This is a genomic window from Bradyrhizobium sp. LMTR 3, from assembly GCF_001693485.1.
Taxonomy (GTDB): Bacteria; Pseudomonadota; Alphaproteobacteria; order Rhizobiales; family Xanthobacteraceae; genus Bradyrhizobium.
Map to the genome: position 1 here is coordinate 89366 of NZ_MAXC01000010.1, position 17576 is coordinate 106941.

20 protein-coding genes and 1 tRNA gene are annotated in these 17576 nt (G+C 62.0%); 15 read left to right on the top strand and 6 right to left on the bottom strand.

Annotation, left to right across the window (positions count from 1 at the left end):
* Positions 1–287: 287 nt before the first annotated feature.
* A complete protein-coding gene (locus tag LMTR3_RS08535; protein ID WP_245319808.1) occupies positions 288–2636 on the bottom strand; it encodes a TonB-dependent receptor in 2349 nt (782 codons plus the stop codon).
* Positions 2637–2941: 305 nt separating this feature from the next.
* Complete coding sequence (locus LMTR3_RS08540; protein ID WP_065744650.1) at positions 2942–4090, bottom strand: amidohydrolase; 1149 nt, start codon at positions 4088–4090, stop codon at positions 2942–2944.
* Between the two features lie 297 nt (positions 4091–4387).
* Here LMTR3_RS08540 and LMTR3_RS08545 point away from each other — a divergent pair, with 297 nt between their 5' ends.
* Positions 4388–4603: a ribbon-helix-helix domain-containing protein gene (locus LMTR3_RS08545; RefSeq protein ID WP_065744697.1), complete on the top strand. Its 216-nt coding sequence runs from the start codon at positions 4388–4390 to the stop codon at positions 4601–4603.
* A complete protein-coding gene (locus LMTR3_RS08550) occupies positions 4597–4962 on the top strand; it encodes a type II toxin-antitoxin system VapC family toxin (protein WP_065744651.1) in 366 nt (121 codons plus the stop codon). Before LMTR3_RS08545 ends, LMTR3_RS08550 begins: the two co-directional genes overlap by 7 nt.
* Positions 4963–5571: 609 nt before the next feature.
* On the opposite strand, the gene LMTR3_RS39085 is transcribed toward LMTR3_RS08550, so the two are convergent.
* Positions 5572–5877 (bottom strand): hypothetical protein, encoded by a 306-nt coding sequence (locus tag LMTR3_RS39085; protein WP_245319809.1) that lies wholly within the window; start codon positions 5875–5877, stop codon positions 5572–5574.
* Positions 5878–5985: 108 nt separating this feature from the next.
* Here LMTR3_RS39085 and LMTR3_RS39090 point away from each other — a divergent pair, with 108 nt between their 5' ends.
* Positions 5986–6630, top strand: coding sequence for a tyrosine-type recombinase/integrase (locus LMTR3_RS39090; RefSeq protein ID WP_245319810.1), 645 nt, complete (start codon positions 5986–5988; stop codon positions 6628–6630).
* A gap of 8 nt (positions 6631–6638) precedes the next feature.
* On the opposite strand, the gene LMTR3_RS08560 is transcribed toward LMTR3_RS39090, so the two are convergent.
* Positions 6639–6715: transfer RNA gene (locus LMTR3_RS08560), tRNA-Pro, on the bottom strand.
* A gap of 69 nt (positions 6716–6784) precedes the next feature.
* Between LMTR3_RS08560 and LMTR3_RS08565 the strand changes: the two genes are divergently transcribed.
* The 4 genes from LMTR3_RS08565 to LMTR3_RS08580 are packed head-to-tail and all read left to right on the top strand — an operon-like array spanning position 6785 to position 10284.
* Positions 6785–7777 (top strand): L-threonylcarbamoyladenylate synthase, encoded by a 993-nt coding sequence (locus tag LMTR3_RS08565; protein ID WP_065744652.1) that lies wholly within the window; start codon positions 6785–6787, stop codon positions 7775–7777.
* Between the two features lie 25 nt (positions 7778–7802).
* Positions 7803–9230: an FAD-binding oxidoreductase gene (locus tag LMTR3_RS08570; RefSeq protein WP_065744698.1), complete on the top strand. Its 1428-nt coding sequence runs from the start codon at positions 7803–7805 to the stop codon at positions 9228–9230.
* Between the two features lie 20 nt (positions 9231–9250).
* Positions 9251–9688 carry a GNAT family acetyltransferase gene (locus LMTR3_RS08575; RefSeq protein ID WP_065744699.1) on the top strand — a complete coding sequence of 146 codons (438 nt, stop codon included), beginning with the start codon at positions 9251–9253 and terminating at the stop codon, positions 9686–9688.
* A 14-nt stretch (positions 9689–9702) separates the two neighbouring features.
* Entirely contained in the window at positions 9703–10284 is a 582-nt protein-coding gene (locus LMTR3_RS08580; RefSeq protein ID WP_065744653.1) for an NUDIX hydrolase, read from the top strand.
* Between the two features lie 117 nt (positions 10285–10401).
* Here the strand turns inward: LMTR3_RS08580 and LMTR3_RS08585 are convergent, their stop codons facing one another.
* Positions 10402–11169, bottom strand: a complete 768-nt coding sequence (locus LMTR3_RS08585; protein WP_065744654.1) for an SOS response-associated peptidase — start codon at positions 11167–11169, stop codon at positions 10402–10404.
* Between the two features lie 62 nt (positions 11170–11231).
* Between LMTR3_RS08585 and LMTR3_RS08590 the strand changes: the two genes are divergently transcribed.
* From LMTR3_RS08590 to LMTR3_RS08610, 5 genes are all read left to right on the top strand, one after another.
* A complete protein-coding gene (locus tag LMTR3_RS08590; protein ID WP_065744655.1) occupies positions 11232–11744 on the top strand; it encodes a hypothetical protein in 513 nt (170 codons plus the stop codon).
* Positions 11745–11836: 92 nt separating this feature from the next.
* Positions 11837–12256 (top strand): NUDIX hydrolase, encoded by a 420-nt coding sequence (locus LMTR3_RS08595; RefSeq protein ID WP_065744656.1) that lies wholly within the window; start codon positions 11837–11839, stop codon positions 12254–12256.
* Between the two features lie 63 nt (positions 12257–12319).
* Positions 12320–12697, top strand: coding sequence for a TIGR02301 family protein (locus tag LMTR3_RS08600; RefSeq protein ID WP_057841689.1), 378 nt, complete (start codon positions 12320–12322; stop codon positions 12695–12697).
* Positions 12698–12758: 61 nt separating this feature from the next.
* The gene (locus tag LMTR3_RS08605; RefSeq protein WP_065744657.1) at positions 12759–13397 is read left to right on the top strand and encodes an HAD family hydrolase; all 639 of its coding nucleotides are present in this window, start codon (positions 12759–12761) and stop codon (positions 13395–13397) included.
* Positions 13398–13550: 153 nt separating this feature from the next.
* Positions 13551–13817: a hypothetical protein gene (locus tag LMTR3_RS08610; protein WP_065744658.1), complete on the top strand. Its 267-nt coding sequence runs from the start codon at positions 13551–13553 to the stop codon at positions 13815–13817.
* A gap of 161 nt (positions 13818–13978) precedes the next feature.
* On the opposite strand, the gene LMTR3_RS08615 is transcribed toward LMTR3_RS08610, so the two are convergent.
* Positions 13979–15313, bottom strand: coding sequence for a dihydroorotase (locus LMTR3_RS08615; protein WP_065744659.1), 1335 nt, complete (start codon positions 15311–15313; stop codon positions 13979–13981).
* Positions 15314–15463: 150 nt separating this feature from the next.
* On the opposite strand from LMTR3_RS08615, the gene ygfZ reads away from it, so the two are divergent.
* From ygfZ to LMTR3_RS08630, 3 genes are read left to right on the top strand one after another with little or no spacing between them, the layout of a single operon-like run.
* The gene (ygfZ, locus tag LMTR3_RS08620) at positions 15464–16345 is read left to right on the top strand and encodes a CAF17-like 4Fe-4S cluster assembly/insertion protein YgfZ (protein ID WP_065744660.1); all 882 of its coding nucleotides are present in this window, start codon (positions 15464–15466) and stop codon (positions 16343–16345) included.
* Positions 16342–16968 (top strand): DNA-3-methyladenine glycosylase I, encoded by a 627-nt coding sequence (locus LMTR3_RS08625; RefSeq protein ID WP_065744661.1) that lies wholly within the window; start codon positions 16342–16344, stop codon positions 16966–16968. The genes ygfZ and LMTR3_RS08625 overlap by 4 nt, the downstream gene beginning before the upstream one ends.
* Positions 16965–17576 (top strand): YfbR-like 5'-deoxynucleotidase, encoded by a 612-nt coding sequence (locus LMTR3_RS08630; RefSeq protein ID WP_065744662.1) that lies wholly within the window; start codon positions 16965–16967, stop codon positions 17574–17576. The genes LMTR3_RS08625 and LMTR3_RS08630 overlap by 4 nt, the downstream gene beginning before the upstream one ends.

Here is a 17576-nt window from a genome sequence, read left to right on the forward strand (position 1 = left end):
GCTCCAAGGTGGCGATAGCGTGAAATGATGCAACCTCCGCGCTTGCGCGGCCGAGCTCGTGACAAGCGACTGATGGGCAATGCGATGCGCAGTTTCTTGCAATTCTAGCTCGCCAGGCGGGAACCTTTTTGATTTCCGAAATCGCACATCCAACGTCCGACGATTTTTTCATCGCATTGTCATCAATTTCGACGCGTCAGGTTTGCGACACCATCAGATCAAAGAAATGCCGCCGCGGATGAGATCCGCGGCGGCAAATATTTCAGGTGATGCGAACGGCGTAGCGTTCAGAAGTTGAACGTCGTCGACAGGAGGTAGGTCCGAGGAGCAGCGAGCGTGATCACGCCGCTGTAGGCCGAGGCCCAGTAAGCCTCGTTGAAGACGTTCTCGATGTTGGCGCGCACCACGATCGGCTTGCCGTTCCAGGGTGAGGTGAAGGTATATCGCGCGCCGATATCGACGCGCGTCCACTCCGGCAGCGTGAGGGTGTTGGTCTCGTTGACATATTGCGGACCGGTATAAATGACCCTTGCCGAGAGGGTCAGGTCACGCATGAACGGCGTATCCCAATCCACTCCGATGTTCGCGGTGAGCGCTGGCACGCCAACCGCCTTCTTGCCATTGTTGCGTGGGTCTCGGGCCTGTTCCTGCACGCCGTCGATCAAGGCTAGGCCACCAAGCAATCGAATCGCCGGCGTGATTTCGCCGAATACGTTGATCTCCGCACCGCGGTTGCGCTGTCTGCCGTTGAGTTCCTGGGTCGCAGTCACACCCGAGCCCACCGTGATGATGCTCGGCTGATTGATGTCGAACATACTCAGCGTTGTCGTGATGCGGCCTGCGTCGATCTTCACGCCCGCCTCGGCCTGTTGCGTTTGTGCGACCGGGAACACAGTCCCGCGATTGGCATAGATGCCACTGACGACAGTCGGTGTCTGGAGCCCTTCGATATAATTTGCGTAGAGCGAGATATTCTCGACCGGCTTGATCAAGATGGCATAGGCCGGGCTCCACACGGATTCTTCCTGAAAGGGCCGGCTCGGATTGGCGAGGGTTGGCAAGAAATTTAGCACCTCGCTTCCAGCCGTCTGACGACGAAGGCCGACGGTGAACTGGACGCGCTCGTTCAGCATCGACATGGTATCGGTAACGCCGATGCTCGACAATCTCACTCCGGTAATTTGATTGGCAGCCAGAAACGTGAAGTTGGGCTTGGGAATATTGGTCGGCTCGTTGTAGAGGTTCCAGAAGATAACGTCGGCCACAGGATTATTCGAACGTGTCCGGACCTGCTGCGTATAGGTTCGGTCGTTGATGGAGTAGTTGGCGTTCAGCGCATGATTGATCGGGCCGGTGTCCACCGTTGCACGAAGGCCCGCCTCACCTGCGAGCGTCTCGAACGTCTCCTTGCCGGCAAACGGTCGCGACCACAGGCCTCCCAATTGGAACGTACCCGGGGGGGACGTTATGGCTCCCGGAGCAAGATTGGAGATGTTGGGCGAAGGATAGGCATAGTTGATGTTACTGTCGTGATATCCAAACGCCGCATAGGCGGTTACCGAGTCGGTGAGGTCAACCTCGCCCTTTACGGTCGAGAAGAAGTCCGTTGGCGCATAGTAGGCCCACGGAACTTGGAAATTGTGTCCGGCTTTCGGCGGCGGAGGAATAATGGTTGTTGTGGGAGCGACTGTAAAGAAACGCAAGGGCGGCTTCAGATTGTCGGCCTGGTAGCCGACATCAACCTCCATGCGCGCGTTCTCACCGCGGTAGTCGAGACCGAGGTGAACGTTGCCAAATTCGTCGGTCTGACGATTCCAGGGCGTGTTGCCGTTTGAATAGGTGCTGTTCAGCCGAATGCCCCACTCCTTGCGCTCGCCGTAGCGCCGGCTGACGTCCATATGCCCGCCGAACTGCGATTTCGAAACATAGGTGCCCGTCAGCCGCGTGATGTCGACATCGAGAGCATGCTTGGTGATGAGATTGATGCTGCCGCCGACCGCACCACCGCTCGAAACACCGGTACCGCCAGTGGTCATGCCGTTGAGCACGGCGCTCGGGCCCTTCAATACCTCGACGCGCTCGATGAAATTTGCCCCGATGGAGTAGTATGGCGCGATTCCGTACAGGCCGTTCAACCCAAAATCGCCGCTGTCATAATAGAAGCCGCGGATGAACAGACTGTCGGCGCCGCCGCCCGCTGCCTGCACCACTCTCACGGAAGGATCGTTCGCCAGTACGTCACGGATGGTGCGCGCCTGCTGGTTTGCGATCAATTCCGCCGTGTAGCTGGTCTGGTTGAACGGCGTATCCATCACGCCGCGATTGCCGAGAATGCCCAAGGTTCCGCCACTCGCCACCTGTCCGCCAGCATAGGGAGCCGGGAGCGCGCCGATAGTTCCAGTCGAAGGCGTCACATACGGAACCGGCTCCACCCGAGGCGGCGCCGGCGCAGCGACGCGCCGCTGCACGCGCGACGTCGACGTTTGCGTTCTCCGTGCTGCTGCGGGCCGCGCGCGTTGCTGGGTTGGAGCATCGACGGTGACGGGCGGCAGGTTCTGCGCGAATGCGCTCGGGCCGCCGGCAAAATCCAGTGAGAGCGCAAGATAGCTCACCGCTCCCAGCGAAACAGCGCGCATAACATTTCTGGCAGCGACACGATGCGTCATACTTCTACCCCAAAGACCCACAAGCAGGTTCCGGCTCGTTCTAACTTCTGAGGTGGAAACGGCGAGTAGAAGCCATCTAAGGTAACGAAGCGTGCACATAACGGATTGCGTTAGTGGCGACGAGGCAACACCTCACACTTTTCGAATCGTTCTAAGCCGCATGGAATTTTTAAGCGTTCTAAATTTTGTGAGCTAAACCCGAAGTCGAATGAAGCGGTCGGCCGAGTCGTGATGCTTTGTTATGCAGCGATATCTGGAAATTGATTCGCCTCACATCAACCCAACAGGTTGCGCAGCGCGCGGATGAAGACGCGCGAGCCGACTTCGATCAGCTCGTCCGGAAAATCATAGTCCGGCGCATGCAGGCCGGCATGATCCACGCCCGCGCCCACGAAAAACATCGCAGACTTCGCTTGCCGGTTGAACAGGCCGAAATCCTCGGAGCCGCGCAGCGGCAGCCCCCGCGCGGAATGCGCGATGCCTTCGTCATCTAGCGCCCTCTTCAGATGAATGACGGCCTCCGGCGCGTTCATGCAGTGAGCGAAGACGTCGCGATAGGCGATCTCCACCTTCAGCCGCTCGTCTAACGCAACGCGCCGAACCAAATTCTCAGCCTGCAAGCGGATGCTTTCCATCTTTGCATCCGTCAGCGTTCTGAGCGTCAACCAGAGCTCGGCATGACCCGGCGAGATTCCAAACGCCGGCTCGCCCAGCCGCGCGTGGGTGACCGTGACCATCGAGAATTCGCTGGCGAGCTCGCCGCCCTGTCCCAGCGCGGGGATTTCGTTCAGCAGCCGGACCATGGCGGCTTGCGGCGAAACGCCAAGCTCCGGATTCGACGCGTGCGTCGTTCGGCCGAACAATGCGATCTGCATGCCGCGCGAGGCGCAATTGACCAGACCTTCTGCGATGGCAACCTCGCCCAGCACAAGTCCCGGCAGATTGTGCAAGGAAAACACGAAGTCCGGCTGGACGTGCTGAAATTTTTCGTCGGCAAGCACAGAAGCTGCGCCCGATCCATTCTCTTCAGCAGGCTGGAACAGCAACACGGCCCGCCCGCAGCGCGGACGCGTTCGGCCGAGGTCGCGCGCCACGGCTGCCAGGATCGTCATGTGACCGTCATGGCCACAGAGATGCGCTTTTCCCGGCACCTCGGACCGATGCGGAATCGCGGATGTCTCATGAATCGGCAGTCCGTCCAGTTCGGCCCGAAGCATGATCGTCGGGCCGGGCGTCCTCCCGTCATAGATCCCGGCCACGCCATGCCCGCCCAATTCCGCGATGACCTTGTCAGCCCCGGTTGCCCTGAGAAGCGCTTGTACGGCTTGCGCCGTTTCCTTCTCCTGCCCCGACAATTCCGGCCTGCGGTGTAATTCGCGGCGCCAGGCGACCAATTCGGCCAGGTCCTGTTCGAGCAAGAACATGAGCTATCCCCGGGTTAAGAGTGAAGATTGCGTTTACCAAAATTCCGCACATCAGCGCTCCGACGCGGCGCGCGAACGCAATTGTTTCGACTGCTCCTTCATATCCGCGGCAGATGCGGTACCGATGTCCAGTGGAGCTGGAATGTGCATTCCCGGATCTACCCGCGAATCCCAAAGCCCGTATTGGGGTGCCAGGGCTCTCAGCAGCAGTGTCGTGGGTTTAGCCACCCATTCTGAGGGTTGGCTTTCCCGAAAAATGATATATATTGCCGATATCATGTATCAAGGATGCAGGCAATGCGGACATTGGTTGATCTCGGCGATACCCAGATCCAAGCGCTCGACGAATTATCGAGGAAGGAGAAGCGGTCTCGCGCGGCCCTGATCCGTCAGGCGATCGACGACTATCTCGCAAAGCGACATAGCAAACAGGAAGATGATGCATTTGGCCTATGGGGCAAGCGCAAAGTTGATGGATTAGCCTACCAGGAAAAAGTGCGTAACGAATGGTGAAGCCGCTGTTCGACACCAACGTTCTGGTCGACTATCTTAATGCCGTTCCCGAAGCGCGCACTGAACTTCAGCGCTACACGGAAAAAGCAATCAGTATCATCACCTGGATGGAGGTCATGGTTGGCGTCAATCAGGATCTTGAAGCGGCGACGCGCAGCTTTCTGAGTGGCTTTGATCTCATTGGTGTCGATGAGCGGATTGCCGAACGCGCTGTCAGTCTTCGTCGCAATCATCGCATCAAACTACCCGATGCAATCATCCGGGCAACAGCACAGGTGCACGCGATGCTACTCGTCACGCGCAATATCAGGGATTTCCCGGCCGGCGATCCCGGTATCCGCGCCCCTTACAAGTTGTGAGAGAGCACGGTGTCGAATCTGACTCCGAAACGCGCATGTCTTTCTACTACACTGCGACGGCCTGATTTACGTTTATCTACGACCGGGCGCGCGGAAACAACCTAGCACTCGACACGGGGTATTAAGATGCAACGAGATTTTCGTATTCTTTCGCCGTCGCCAGTGTCACCCATTGCAGAATGGCGCAATCATGCGCGCAGCGTTGAGCATACAGCGAACGTGCAATAGTGAGTGCATCGTCAACACGCCGAAGCGACGTAAATCCCAACAATCCCATTCGACTGTCCACGGCAGCCTCGTTGGCGTTTCCCGATGGATCGATGACCAGCTCAGGGCTTCGCAAGGAGGCGTTGCGCGGTCGACTCGTCATCGAGCGTATTGCTGGCAAGGATTTCACGACGCTGGCACATATTGAGCGCATGAGGGAACTATGCCGCGTATCAGCAAGGGCCCAAGGCTCTACAAGCGAAAGGCGAAGCGAAAGAACGGACGCATCATTGCCAACGCCGTCTGGACCATCCGTGACGGAGAACGGGAAATTGCCACAGGAGTCTTTGCGGGCGAAGCTGAAAGAAAGCCGCTGAGGATGCCCTAGCCAACCACATCGTTTCAAAATATCAACCTTCCCGTCGGACCCGCGACATTGAAGATATTGATATCGCGGACGTGCTTGCAATCTACCACGCCCATCGCGAGGGTATTTATCTCGAGCGCAAAGCCAAGCAAACCGACATCACAGAATTTGCCGATCGCATTGGCCGCCTGAACGATTTTTTTGGCGGCATGATGTTGATTGAAGTGAATGCGCATACCTGCGCAAAGTACGTCAAGGCGCGTCGTCGACCAGGTGGGGCCCGCCGCGATCTCGAAGATCTGCGCGCCGCGATCAACCATCATTCGCGCGAGGGCCTTCACCGCGGCCCTGGTTCGTGTGGCACTGCCAGCCAAAGGGCGCGGCCGCGACCGATGGCTAACACGTAGCGAAGCGGCTGCTCTTTGTGGACCTGCTGGCGATATCGCGAGGTGCAGACGCAACATCGCGGTGCCTTGAAAAATCAAAAAATAGAAACCGACAAGCGTCCACTGCGTCACATCGCACGCTTCATCCTGATTGGCCTCAATACGGGGACGCGAGCCGGCGCCATCGCATCCGCGTCACCGTATCGGGATGAAGGCCGATCGTATGTCGATCTGGAGCACGGCATCTTCTACAGGCTTGCACAGGGTCAGACAGGCACCAAGAAACGCCAGCCACCGGCGCCATTACCCGATCGCCTGCTCGCACATATGCGGCGCTGGATTCGAACGGATGCTATCATATCGCATTTCGTGGAGTTCAACGGCGCGGCTGTGAAATCCGTGAAGACCGGATTTCGAAGCGCTGTCAGGCTTGCGCGACTATCCACCGAACAGGGCAAGGTCACGCCTCACACGTTACGACACACCGCCGCAACCTGGCTGATGCAGCGCGGGGCAGACCCGTGGAAGTCGGCTGGATTCCTCGGGATGTCCGTCGAAGTACTACTCGATACCTACGGCCATCATCATCCGGATTTTTTACGCGATGCGGCCAGCGCAATCACGTCGAAACCAAAGCAGAACACCGTTTCTGGGGTTATTTCCGGGGTTGACTTGGCTGCCTATCGTGAAAAAAGACGAAAAGCATAAGAATTTCATGGTCGGAGTGGCAGGATTCGAACCTGCGACCCCTGCGTCCCGAACGCAGTGCTCTACCGGGCTGAGCCACACTCCGACTTGGAACGCGGCTTATAGCCTTGGGTTTCGGCGACCGCAAGCAGCCGAATTAAGGAAATTAATCACAGTGAATGTTGGCCTGAAAACCCAGATTTTGCCCGCCGGCGAGGCTGCCGTGGCGGCTGCCGCGCGTGCGCTTTCAGAAGGCGGGCTGGTGGCGTTCCCGACCGAGACGGTCTACGGCCTCGGCGCCGACGCCACCAATCCGGCCGCGATCGCCCGCCTCTACCAGGCCAAGGGCCGGCCCGCCTTCAACCCGCTGATCGCCCATGTCGGCGATCTCGCGGCCGCGCGGCAGATCGCCCGGTTTGATGCGGCTGCGACGGCGCTCGCCGAAACATTCTGGCCCGGCCCGCTGACGCTGGTGCTGCCGAAGACGGAAGGTTGCTCAGTCGCCGATCTCGCCACCGCGGGACTCGATACGGTGGCGGTCCGCATTCCGGCCCACAGGATCGCGCGCGACATCCTGCGCGAGTTCGGCGGCCCCGTGGTGGCGCCGTCCGCGAACATCTCCGGCCATGTCTCGCCGACGACCGCAGCCCATGTGCTGAGCGACCTCGCGGGGCGGATCGACCTGATCGTCAATGGCGGCGCGGTCGAGGTCGGCGTCGAATCGACCATCGTCGGCTGCTTTGACGCGCCGACGCTGCTGCGCCCCGGCGGCCTGCCCCGCGCCGAGATCGAGCGCGTGCTGGGCCGTGTGCTGGTGCAGCCACCGACGGACGCCGAAAACGAAGGCGGTCAGCCGCTGGCGCCGGGCATGCTGGCCTCGCACTACGCGCCCCGCGCGCGCGTGCGGCTCAATGCCGTCGCGCTCGAGCCGGGAGAAGCATTGCTCGCGTTTGGCCTCGGAGCAATTTCGGGAATTGACGCCGCCTCTCACGTGATGAATCTGTCGGGGCGTGGCGATCTTGACGAGGCCGCCGCCAATTTGTTCGGCCATCTTCGCGCGCTCGACAGCAAAGGCGCGCGCACCATCGCGGTGATGCCAATCCCCGAGGAAGGATTGGGCGAAGCCATCAACGACCGGCTGCGCCGCGCAGCAGTTGGGCGAGAATAAACGGGCGGGAATGAAAGAGAAGAAAATGAATATCGTTCAGGGTTCCGTGCCGCCGCTTCCCGCCGAGCGGATCGCAAAATTCCGCGCCATCGTCGGCGACAAATATGCGGTGACCGATGCCGCCGATATCGCGCCCTACGTCACCGAGGAACGCGACCTGTTCCACGGCCGCTCGCCGCTGGTGCTGCGGCCGGGCTCGACGGCAGAGGTGTCCGCGATCTGCAAGCTCGCCAGCGAGCACAAAATCGCGCTGGTGCCGCAGGGTGGGAATACCGGCCTGGTCGGCGGGCAGACCCCGCATCATGGCGAGGTCGTCGTCTCGCTACGGCGGCTGGACAAAATTCGCGAGATCGATCCCGCGTCCAACACCATGACGTGCGAGGCCGGCGTGGTGCTGCAGATCGCGCAAGCTCGCGCGGCCGAAGTGGATCGCCTGTTCCCGCTCTCGCTCGGTGCGGAAGGAAGCTGCACCATCGGCGGCAATCTCTCCACCAATGCCGGCGGCACGGCGGCGCTGGCGTATGGCGTGGCGCGCGAGATGGCGCTCGGGCTCGAAGTCGTCCTCGCCGACGGCCGGATCCTGAACGGATTGTCCAAACTGAAAAAGGACAACACCGGCTACGATTTGCGCAACCTCTTCATCGGCGCCGAGGGCACGCTCGGCATCATCACTGCGGCGACGTTAAAGCTGTTTCCGAAGCCGCACGCGGTGGAGACCGCCTATGTCGGCCTCCAATCGCCGGCGCAGGCATTGAAGCTGTTGTCGATCGCGCAGAATGAGGCTGCCGGCAGCCTGACCAGCTTCGAATTGCTGGCCGACATCGCCGTCGATTTCAGCCTGCGTCACGGCATCGACATCCGCGATCCGCTCTCGACCAAGCACCCCTGGTACGTGCTGATGGAATTGTCGTCCTCGCGCGAAGACGCGCGTGATGCGCTGGAAGCGATCCTCGCTCAGGGCATGGAGGAAGGCATCGTCGACGATGCCGTGATCGCGGCGAATCTCTCGCAGCGCGCCGGGTTCTGGAAACTGCGCGATGAAATGTCGGCCGCGCAGAAGCCGGAAGGCGGCTCGATCAAGCACGATATCTCGGTGCCGGTCGCGGCCGTGCCCGCCTTCATCGAGGAGGCCAATGCGGCCGTTGTAAAACTCATTCCGGGCTCGCGGCCGGTGCCATTCGGCCATCTCGGCGACGGCAACATCCACTACAATGTCAGCCAGCCGATCGGCGGCAACACCGCCGACTTCATGTCGCGCTGGCATGAGGTCAACGAGGTGGTGTTCGAAATCGTGCTGCGGATGGGCGGATCGATTTCCGCCGAGCACGGCATCGGCGTGCTCAAGCGCGACGAACTGCCCGACGTCAAGGACAAGGTCGCGATCGAACTGATGCGCAGCATCAAGGCAATGCTCGACCCGCTCGGCATCATGAACCCGGGCAAGGTGTTGTGACCGCATCAGCGACGAAGCCCGTGCCTGCGCTCGCCATCACCGACATCGCAGATGCCGACGTCGCGGCCGTGATCGCGCTGTGGCAGGCCTGCGGCCTGACGCGGCCCTGGAACGATCCCGCCAGCGATATCGCGCTGGCACGTCGCGGGCCGAATTCGACCGTGCTGATCGGCCGCGAGGGTGCCGCGATCGTGGCCACCGCGATGGTCGGCCATGATGGGCATCGTGGCTGGGTCTATTACGTCGCGTCGGATCCTGATCGCCGCGCCAAAGGCTATGGCCGCGCCATCATGAACGCGGCCGAGGACTGGCTGCGCGCGGCCGGCATTCCGAAACTGCAATTGCTGGTGCGGCCGGAAAATTCGGGCGTCGCCGCGTTCTACCAGTCGATCGGTTTCGGCGAGCAACAGATCCTGTTCTTCTCCAAATGGCTCGACGGCCGCGAGCCGCCGCGGTGAACTGAAGGATTGCCATGAGCCTCGCAGATCGTGTCCGCGTCAAGAACGTCCATGTGCTCTCCGACCGGCACTATCGGTTGGAGGAAGTCGAGTTCGACTATCGACGCGGCAACGGCGAATGGCAGACGATGAAGCGGGAGGTTTTCGACCGCGGCCACGCCGCCACGCTGTTGGCGTACAATGTCGCAAGCCGCACCGTCGTGCTGACGCGGCAGTTCCGCCTGCCGCCCTATCGTGCCGGTCACGACGATCTCATGATCGAGGCCGCCGCCGGCATGCTCGACGACGAGACTCCCGAGAACCGGATTCGTGCGGAGGCGGAGGAGGAAATCGGCTATCTATTGCACGATGTGCGCAAGGTGTTCGAGGCCTTCATGAGCCCGGGCTCGGTTACCGAGAAACTGCACTTCTTCGTCGCCGAATACGAAGCTGCGATGCGGGTCGGCGACGGCGGCGGATTGGCCGACGAAGGCGAGGACATCGAGGTGCTGGAGTTGCCGATCGACCAGGCGCTCGCAATGATATTGGACGGCCGCATCGTCGACGCCAAGACCATCATGCTGTTGCAATACGCAGCGCTGAATATTTTTCGCTGACTGTAGGGTGGGCAAAGCGCAGCGTGCCGACCATTGCGAGCAGAATTGCGCGGTGAAAATGGTGGGCACGCTTCGCTTTCCTCACCCTACGAGAGAACGACGAGATCTGCATCCACCTCAGAACAACGACCCCTGCCCGTCATCCTCCGGCACCGCCGGAGCCGCCTTGCGCGGCGCGGCGCGCTTCGCAGGCTTCGGCTCCTCCGCTGCGCGCTGCTCGTCGGTGATCGGCAGCAGCAATTGCGCGTCGTCATTGACCACGCGATTGACGCGCGTGGAAATCTCGTGCCAGGCGAATTCGCCCTCGGTCGGCCCGCGCAGCAGCGGCATGACATCCTCTGCGTCGTGGATGCGGCCGTCGAGCCAGCGCTCGAATTCGTCAGGGGCGATCGTCACGGGCACGCGGTGATGCAGCGTGGCGAGATCGCGGCTGGCCGGTGCGGTGACGATGGCGACGCTGTCGGTCTCCTCGCCGTTCGGCCCCATCCAGGTCTCCGCGAGCGCAGCAAAGCCAACGGGATGGCCGTCGCGGCGATGGATGAAGAACGGCCGCTTGCGGCCGCCCGCGTCCTGCCATTCGTAGTAGCCGTCCGCCGGGATCAGACAGCGCCGCCGCTTGATGGCGTTTTTGAACGCGGGCTTGTCGAGCACCGTCTCCGAGCGCGCGTTGATCAGGAGCGTAAATTTGCGGGGATCCTTCACCCAAGCCGGCACCAGGCCCCAGCGCATCAGCCGGAAGTGACGGCCGCCGTTTTCCAGAATCACCACCGGAACCGGTTGAGTCGGCGCGATATTATACTGTGGCGGGAAATTGGGCTGCTCGATATAGCCGAAGATTTGCCGGAGCGCCTCCGGCGGCGAGGTGATGACGAAGCGTCCGCACATTATCTGACCAACATAAGCTTCCGTTTAATGGGTGTTAACCCCAGATGTTAACAGTGGGGCCGATGACCTCCATGGCCGCCACAGAAGTGCGATCCGATCCGCCGATGCCGCCACCGACGGGCCGTATAGACGAGGCTCGCGCGGAGCAATTGCGCGTCGCCAACATCAATCCCCGCACCGGGCTCGCCACCGACTATCTGAATCATTTCAACGAAGCCATCATGCTGCTCGAAATGGTTCCGGACATGCCGGAATGCGCCGAGGATTTTCTCACCTGGACGCCGCTGTCCTACGCCGAGCATTTCTGGGCCTCCAACTTCAAGGCCCGCGACCTCGCGATCGAGGCCTATGAATGCGCCGACCCCAAGGTCCGTGCCGATTTCGACAAGCTTACGGCGACCATGACCTCGATACTGACCGCGGTGGGCAAGGCGATGCGCGAGGCCCAGCAGGACAAAACCCGCGCTACGCTGGCCGAGCAGGCCACCGCCTGGGTCAAGCCGCTGGTGGCGTTGGCCGGCGGCGTCATCAACGGCAATGCCGAGGCCGACTTCGACGCGGCGATGTCGAACTAGCCGCCTCGTCCCCGGCCCACCACATTAGACCTGCGCGGCCCGATCGGGCATGATCGCTTGCGCAGCGAGTTCCCTGCTTACCGGATCACCCCTTGACCTCCCCCATTCAGCCGGACCGCCCCCAACTCGCCGTCAGCGGCGCGATCTTCCGCGACGGCAAGGTCCTCTTGGTCCGCCGCGCCCGCTCGCCGGGCAAGGGCTTCTACTCGCTCCCCGGCGGCCGGGTCGAATTCGGCGAATCCCTGCATACTGCGCTCCACCGCGAGGTGGACGAGGAAACCGGCTTGCGAATCGAGATTCTGGGCCTGGCCGGCTGGCGCGAGGTGTTGCCTGGGGCCAGCGGCGGCGGGCATTACCTGATCATGTCGTTCGCGGCGCGCTGGACGGCCAGGGAGCCGGTCCTGAACGACGAGCACGACGATTTCAAATGGCTGGCGCCGGATGGGCTCGGCGATCTCAAGATGACCGGCGGCCTGCTGGAGGTCATCGAGGCCGCCCGGAAGCTGGTCTAGGCCGTCCCTGCCGGCGCCTCACGCCTTGCCTCGGGCGTATTGAGGGGGCATATCGGCCCTCAAATGTTCAAGCACGCCCTCGCCGCCCTCATCCTCATTTCGGCATGCCATGTGGCCCCCGCACGCGCCCAGGACGCGGCTGCGCCGTTCGACGGCGACCTGCAGCGGCTGGCCGAAATTCTCGGCACCCTGCATTACCTCCGGGGCATTTGCGGCGCCAATGAAGGAGCGAAATGGCGCAATGAGATGCAGGCGCTGATCGACGCCGAAACCCCTTCCGGGGACCGCCGCGCCCGCATGATCGCCGGCTTCAACCGCGGCTATAACGGCTTTCAGCAGACCTACCGGACCTGCACGCCGGCAGCCTCGGTCGCGATCCGCAGGTATATCGAGGAAGGCTCCAAAATCTCGCGCGACCTCACCGCGCGCTATGCGAACTGAGGGTCGTTGTTTGACGCATTTTCTCACCGCGAACCGGGTCCCCACTTCGCTCGAAAACGCTATGACGGACGCAATTTATTTCGACCTCGATGGAACGCTGACCGACCCCAAGCCGGGTATCACCCGTTGCATCCAATACGCGCTGCAAAGGCTCGATCATCATACGATTCCGACCGCGGACGAACTGACCTGGTGCATCGGCCCGCCGCTGCGCTCGAGCTTTGTGAAGTTGCTCGGCGATCACTCCGCGGACCGCGCGGTGACGCTCTACCGGGAGCGATTTTCCGACATCGGTCTCTACGAAAACGGCGTGTACGACGGCATCGACGAGGTGCTGACGGCACTCCGCGCGTCCGGCCACCGGCTGTTCATCGCTACCAGCAAGGCGCACGTGTTCGCCGAACGCATCATCGACCATTTCGGCTTGCGCAAGCACTTCGAGCGCGTGTTCGGCGCCGAGCTCGACGGCACCCGCGCCGACAAGTCGCATCTGCTGCAATACGCGCTGAAGGAAGTCGCCGTCGATCCGTCCAAAACCCTGATGATCGGCGACCGCGGCCACGACATGGTCGGCGCAAAAAACAACGGCATGAAGGGCATCGGCGTGTTGTACGGCTATGGCAGCCGGGCCGAGCTGATCGAGGCCGGCGCCCACCATGTCTGCGCCACGCCCGGAGCGATCCCCGGCTGCATTTCTTGACGTTGGGAACCTCGTGGAACCGCCGCCCGAAAAATCGGCACTGCCGTTAACCTTTCCTAAAGATGTGGCCTAGGCGGCCCTGCACCGCGTGCTACAGCTTGTCGCGTCAGGATGCGATCCGCCCTGGTTCGCGCGCAGATTTCGTTGAGCTTCATGAGCCGCCCAGTCTCCTTCTCGACCACCCACGACCCGCTTCCGGATCTCGAACAGAAGCAGACTGCCCTTAGCTACCTGAGCGAGGCCTGGGCCGAAGCGCGGCACGATGGCGTCGACGGCGACTGCCTGGCGCAGGCGAGCCTGTTCACGGCACTCGCCGAACTGGTCTCGACCTATGGCGAGGACGCGGTAGCAAAATTCGCCGAAGGTCTTTCGGCACGCGTGCGCAACGGCGAGTTTTCGCTGACGCTGGCGAAGCAATGAGCTTGCACAAATGTCATCGCCCGGCTTGACCGGGCGACCCAGTACGCCGCGGCTTCTCGATTCAATCACTACCGTCTCTGGAATACTGGATCACCCGCCTTCGCGGGTGACGACGACTATGGGCGGCGCGACACCGTGCCCTCGCTCGACGGCAGAGACTCTTACGCCCTCAACGTCTCCAGGAACCGCACCGGTTCGCCGATGGACGGCGTCGTTACCTCGCCCTGCCACATCACGCGCCTGCCGCGCACGAAGGTGCCGACCGGCCATCCGGTGACGCGGACGCCGTCATAGGGCGTCCACCCGGCGCGCGAGGCCACCCACTTATTGGTGATGGTCTCAGAGCGCTTGAGATCGACGATGGTGAAGTCGGCGTCGTAGCCCGCAGCAATGCGGCCCTTGCAGGCGATGTTGTACAGCCGCGCAGGACCCGCGCTGGTGAGATCGACGAAACGCTGTAGCGACAGCCGCCCGGCATTGACGTGATCGAGCATCAAGGGCACCAGCGTCTGCACGCCGGTCATGCCGGAGGGCGAAGCGGGATAGGTCTTCGCCTTTTCTTCCAGCGTATGCGGCGCATGGTCGGAGCCGAGCACGTCGATGATGCCCTGCTCGATGCCATACCAGATTCCCTCACGGTGATCGGCCGCGCGCACCGGCGGGTTCATCTGCGCAAGCGTGCCGAGCCGCTCGTAGCATTCCGGCGCGGCCATGGTGAGATGATGCGGCGTCGCCTCGCAGGATGCGACATCCTTGTGGTCGCGCAGATATTCGATCTCCTGCTTGGTCGAGATGTGCAGCACGTGGATGCGCTTGCCGGTCTCGCGCGCAAGATTGACCAGCCGCTGGGTTGCCATCAGCGCTGCAGTCTCGTCGCGCCATACCGGATGCGAGCGCGGGTCGCCCTCGATGCGGAGCGACTTGCGGTCGTTGAGGCGATATTCGTCCTCAGCGTGAAAGGCGGCGCGGCGGCGGATTACCTGGAAGATGCGCCGCAGGCTTTCGTCGTCCTCGACCAACAACGCGCCGGTGGAAGAGCCGATGAACACCTTGACGCCGGCACAACCAGGCGCGCGTTCCAACTCGGGCAGATGGTTCACGTTCTCGCGGGTGCCGCCGATGAAAAAGGCAAAGTCGCAATGCATGCGATGACGGCCGGCGTTGATCTTGGCGGTGAACGTCTCCTCGGTGACCGTGAGCGGATTGGTGTTCGGCATCTCGAACACTGCGGTAACGCCGCCCATTACGGCGCTGCGCGAGCCGGTCTCGAGGTCTTCCTTGTGCGTCAGCCCCGGCTCGCGGAAATGCACCTGCGTGTCCATCACGCCAGGCAGGATGTGCAGGCCTTTGCAGTCAATGGTCTCGCCGGCGGAGGCCTGTCCGAGCCCCCCGATCGCAGCGATCCGGCCATTGGAGATGCCGATGTCGCAGATGCCCTCACCGTCCTGATTGACCACGGTGCCGGATTTTAGAATGGTATCAAATCGCTGATTCATCGCTGCTTCATGGTCCTCTGGCGCTCGCTTTAAGGCCTTGTTGACAGCACCTTAGCGCCTTACGTTCCCATGTGATATCCGGCTCCTGCGTTTTCCCAGGAACTTGAGAGCTCACTGCAAATCGCACTGCAAAAGAGGCCGTTTTACCTAATGAAAGCAGCGTTTCTTCCGGACCGGGGCGTGGTCAAGGTCAGCGGCGAGGATGCCCGCAATTTCCTCAACGGCCTCGTCACCACAGATGTCACGCCGCTGCAGCCCGGTCTTGGCCGGTTCGGCGCGCTGCTGACGCCGCAGGGAAAAATCACGGCGGACTTCCTCATTACCGAAGCCCCTGCAGGTCACGGCGGCGACTTCCTGATCGATGCGCCCCGCGTGCTGGCGCAAAACCTCGCTGACAAGCTCGGCTTCTACAAGCTGCGCGCCAAGGTCGCGGTGGAGAACATCTCCGACAGCATGGGCGTGCTGGCGGCTTGGGACGGCGAGCCCGCGGTGAAGCCCGATCTGGCCTTTGCCGATCCGCGGCATGAAGCTCTCGGCTGGCGTATTCTTGTCCCTGAAGATCTCAAGCAAAAGGTGGCCGAGCTGATCGGCGCCGACCTCGTCGACAGCGAGGCCTACGAGGCGCATCGCATCGCCTTGGGCGTGCCGCGCGGCGGGCTCGACTTCATGTACAGCGACGCATTCCCGCACGAGACCAATATGGATCGCCTGCACGGCGTCGATTTCGACAAGGGCTGCTATGTCGGCCAGGAAGTCGTGTCGCGCATGCAGCATCGCGGCACCGCGCGCACGCGGATCGTGCGGGTCACGCTCGAAGACTTTTCGCCGGAAACCGGCGTCGCCGTTCTCGGCGGCGACAAGCAGGTCGGCACCATGGGATCGACCGCCGGCGGCCGCGGCCTCGCACTGGTCCGGATCGACCGCGTTGCGGATGCGCTCGATGCAGGACTTTCGTTGACCGCCGGCGGCCTTGCGATCCGGCTGACCGATCCGAATGACGTTCGCGTCCCACCGAAGCAGACCGTCGCATGAGCAAATCTGCGCGCCTGCACGCCGACGGCAAGACACGGTGCCCGTGGCCCGGCGAAGACCCGTTCTACATGGCCTATCACGACACGGAATGGGGTGTGCCTGAGTATGACGACCGGGCGCTGTACGAAAAGCTGATCCTCGACGGTTTTCAGGCCGGGCTGTCGTGGATCACGATTTTGCGCAAGCGCGAAAACTTCCGCAAAGCATTCGACGATTTCCAGCCGGAAAAGATCGCGCGCTACAATGCCAAGAAAATCCACGCGCTGATGAACGACGCCGGCATCGTGCGCAACCGCGCCAAGATCGAAGGCGCCGTCAACAGCGCCAAGGCCTATTTGAAGATCATGGAAGAAGGCGCGGGCTTTTCCAAATTCCTGTGGGACTTCGTCGATGGCAAGCCCATCGTCAACCAGTTCAAGACCACGGCCAGCGTACCGGCCTCGACCCCGGTCTCGGTCAAGATCTCAAAGGAACTCGGCGCGCGCGGCTTCAAGTTTGTCGGCCCGACCATCGTCTACGCCTTCATGCAGGCTACCGGCATGGTCAACGACCATCTCGTCACGTGCTTCTGCCACGAGGCCTGCAGCGGCAAACTGCGCAAGCCCCGCCTCAAGGCCAAATGACGGCGCGAAGATCGTCCAGCGTCGCCACGCGCGCCTGGCAGCGGATGCTGTCGGGGCGGCGGCTCGATCTGCTCGATCCTTCCCCGCTCGATATCGAAATCGCTGACATAGCCCATGGCCTGGCGCGCGTGGCGCGCTGGAACGGGCAGACCAGCGGCGCGCACATCTTCTCGGTGGCGCAGCACACGCTATTGGTCGAAGCCGTGATGCGTGAGCAGATGCCGCGCGTCGACGCCCGCTTCCGTCTCGCTGCGATGCTGCACGACGCGCCGGAATATGTCATTGGCGACATGATCTCACCGTTCAAGGCAGTGCTCGGCGGCGACTACAAGTTGGTGGAGAAGCGCCTGCTGGCCGCGATCCATATGCGCTTCGGCCTGCCGCCAAGCCTCGCCGATGAAATCACGAGGGCCATCAAAGCGGCCGACCGCGGTGCGGCCTATCTCGAAGCCACCCATCTGGCGGGATTTTCGGTAAATGAAGCGAAGCGCCTGTTCGGCAGGGACCCCGGCCTCCCCGAGGCCACCGTGCGGGACTACCTGACGCCGTGGACCGCAGCCCGGGCCGAAAAGCAGTTTTTGGCGCGATTCGAGCTGTTGCTCGGTTGA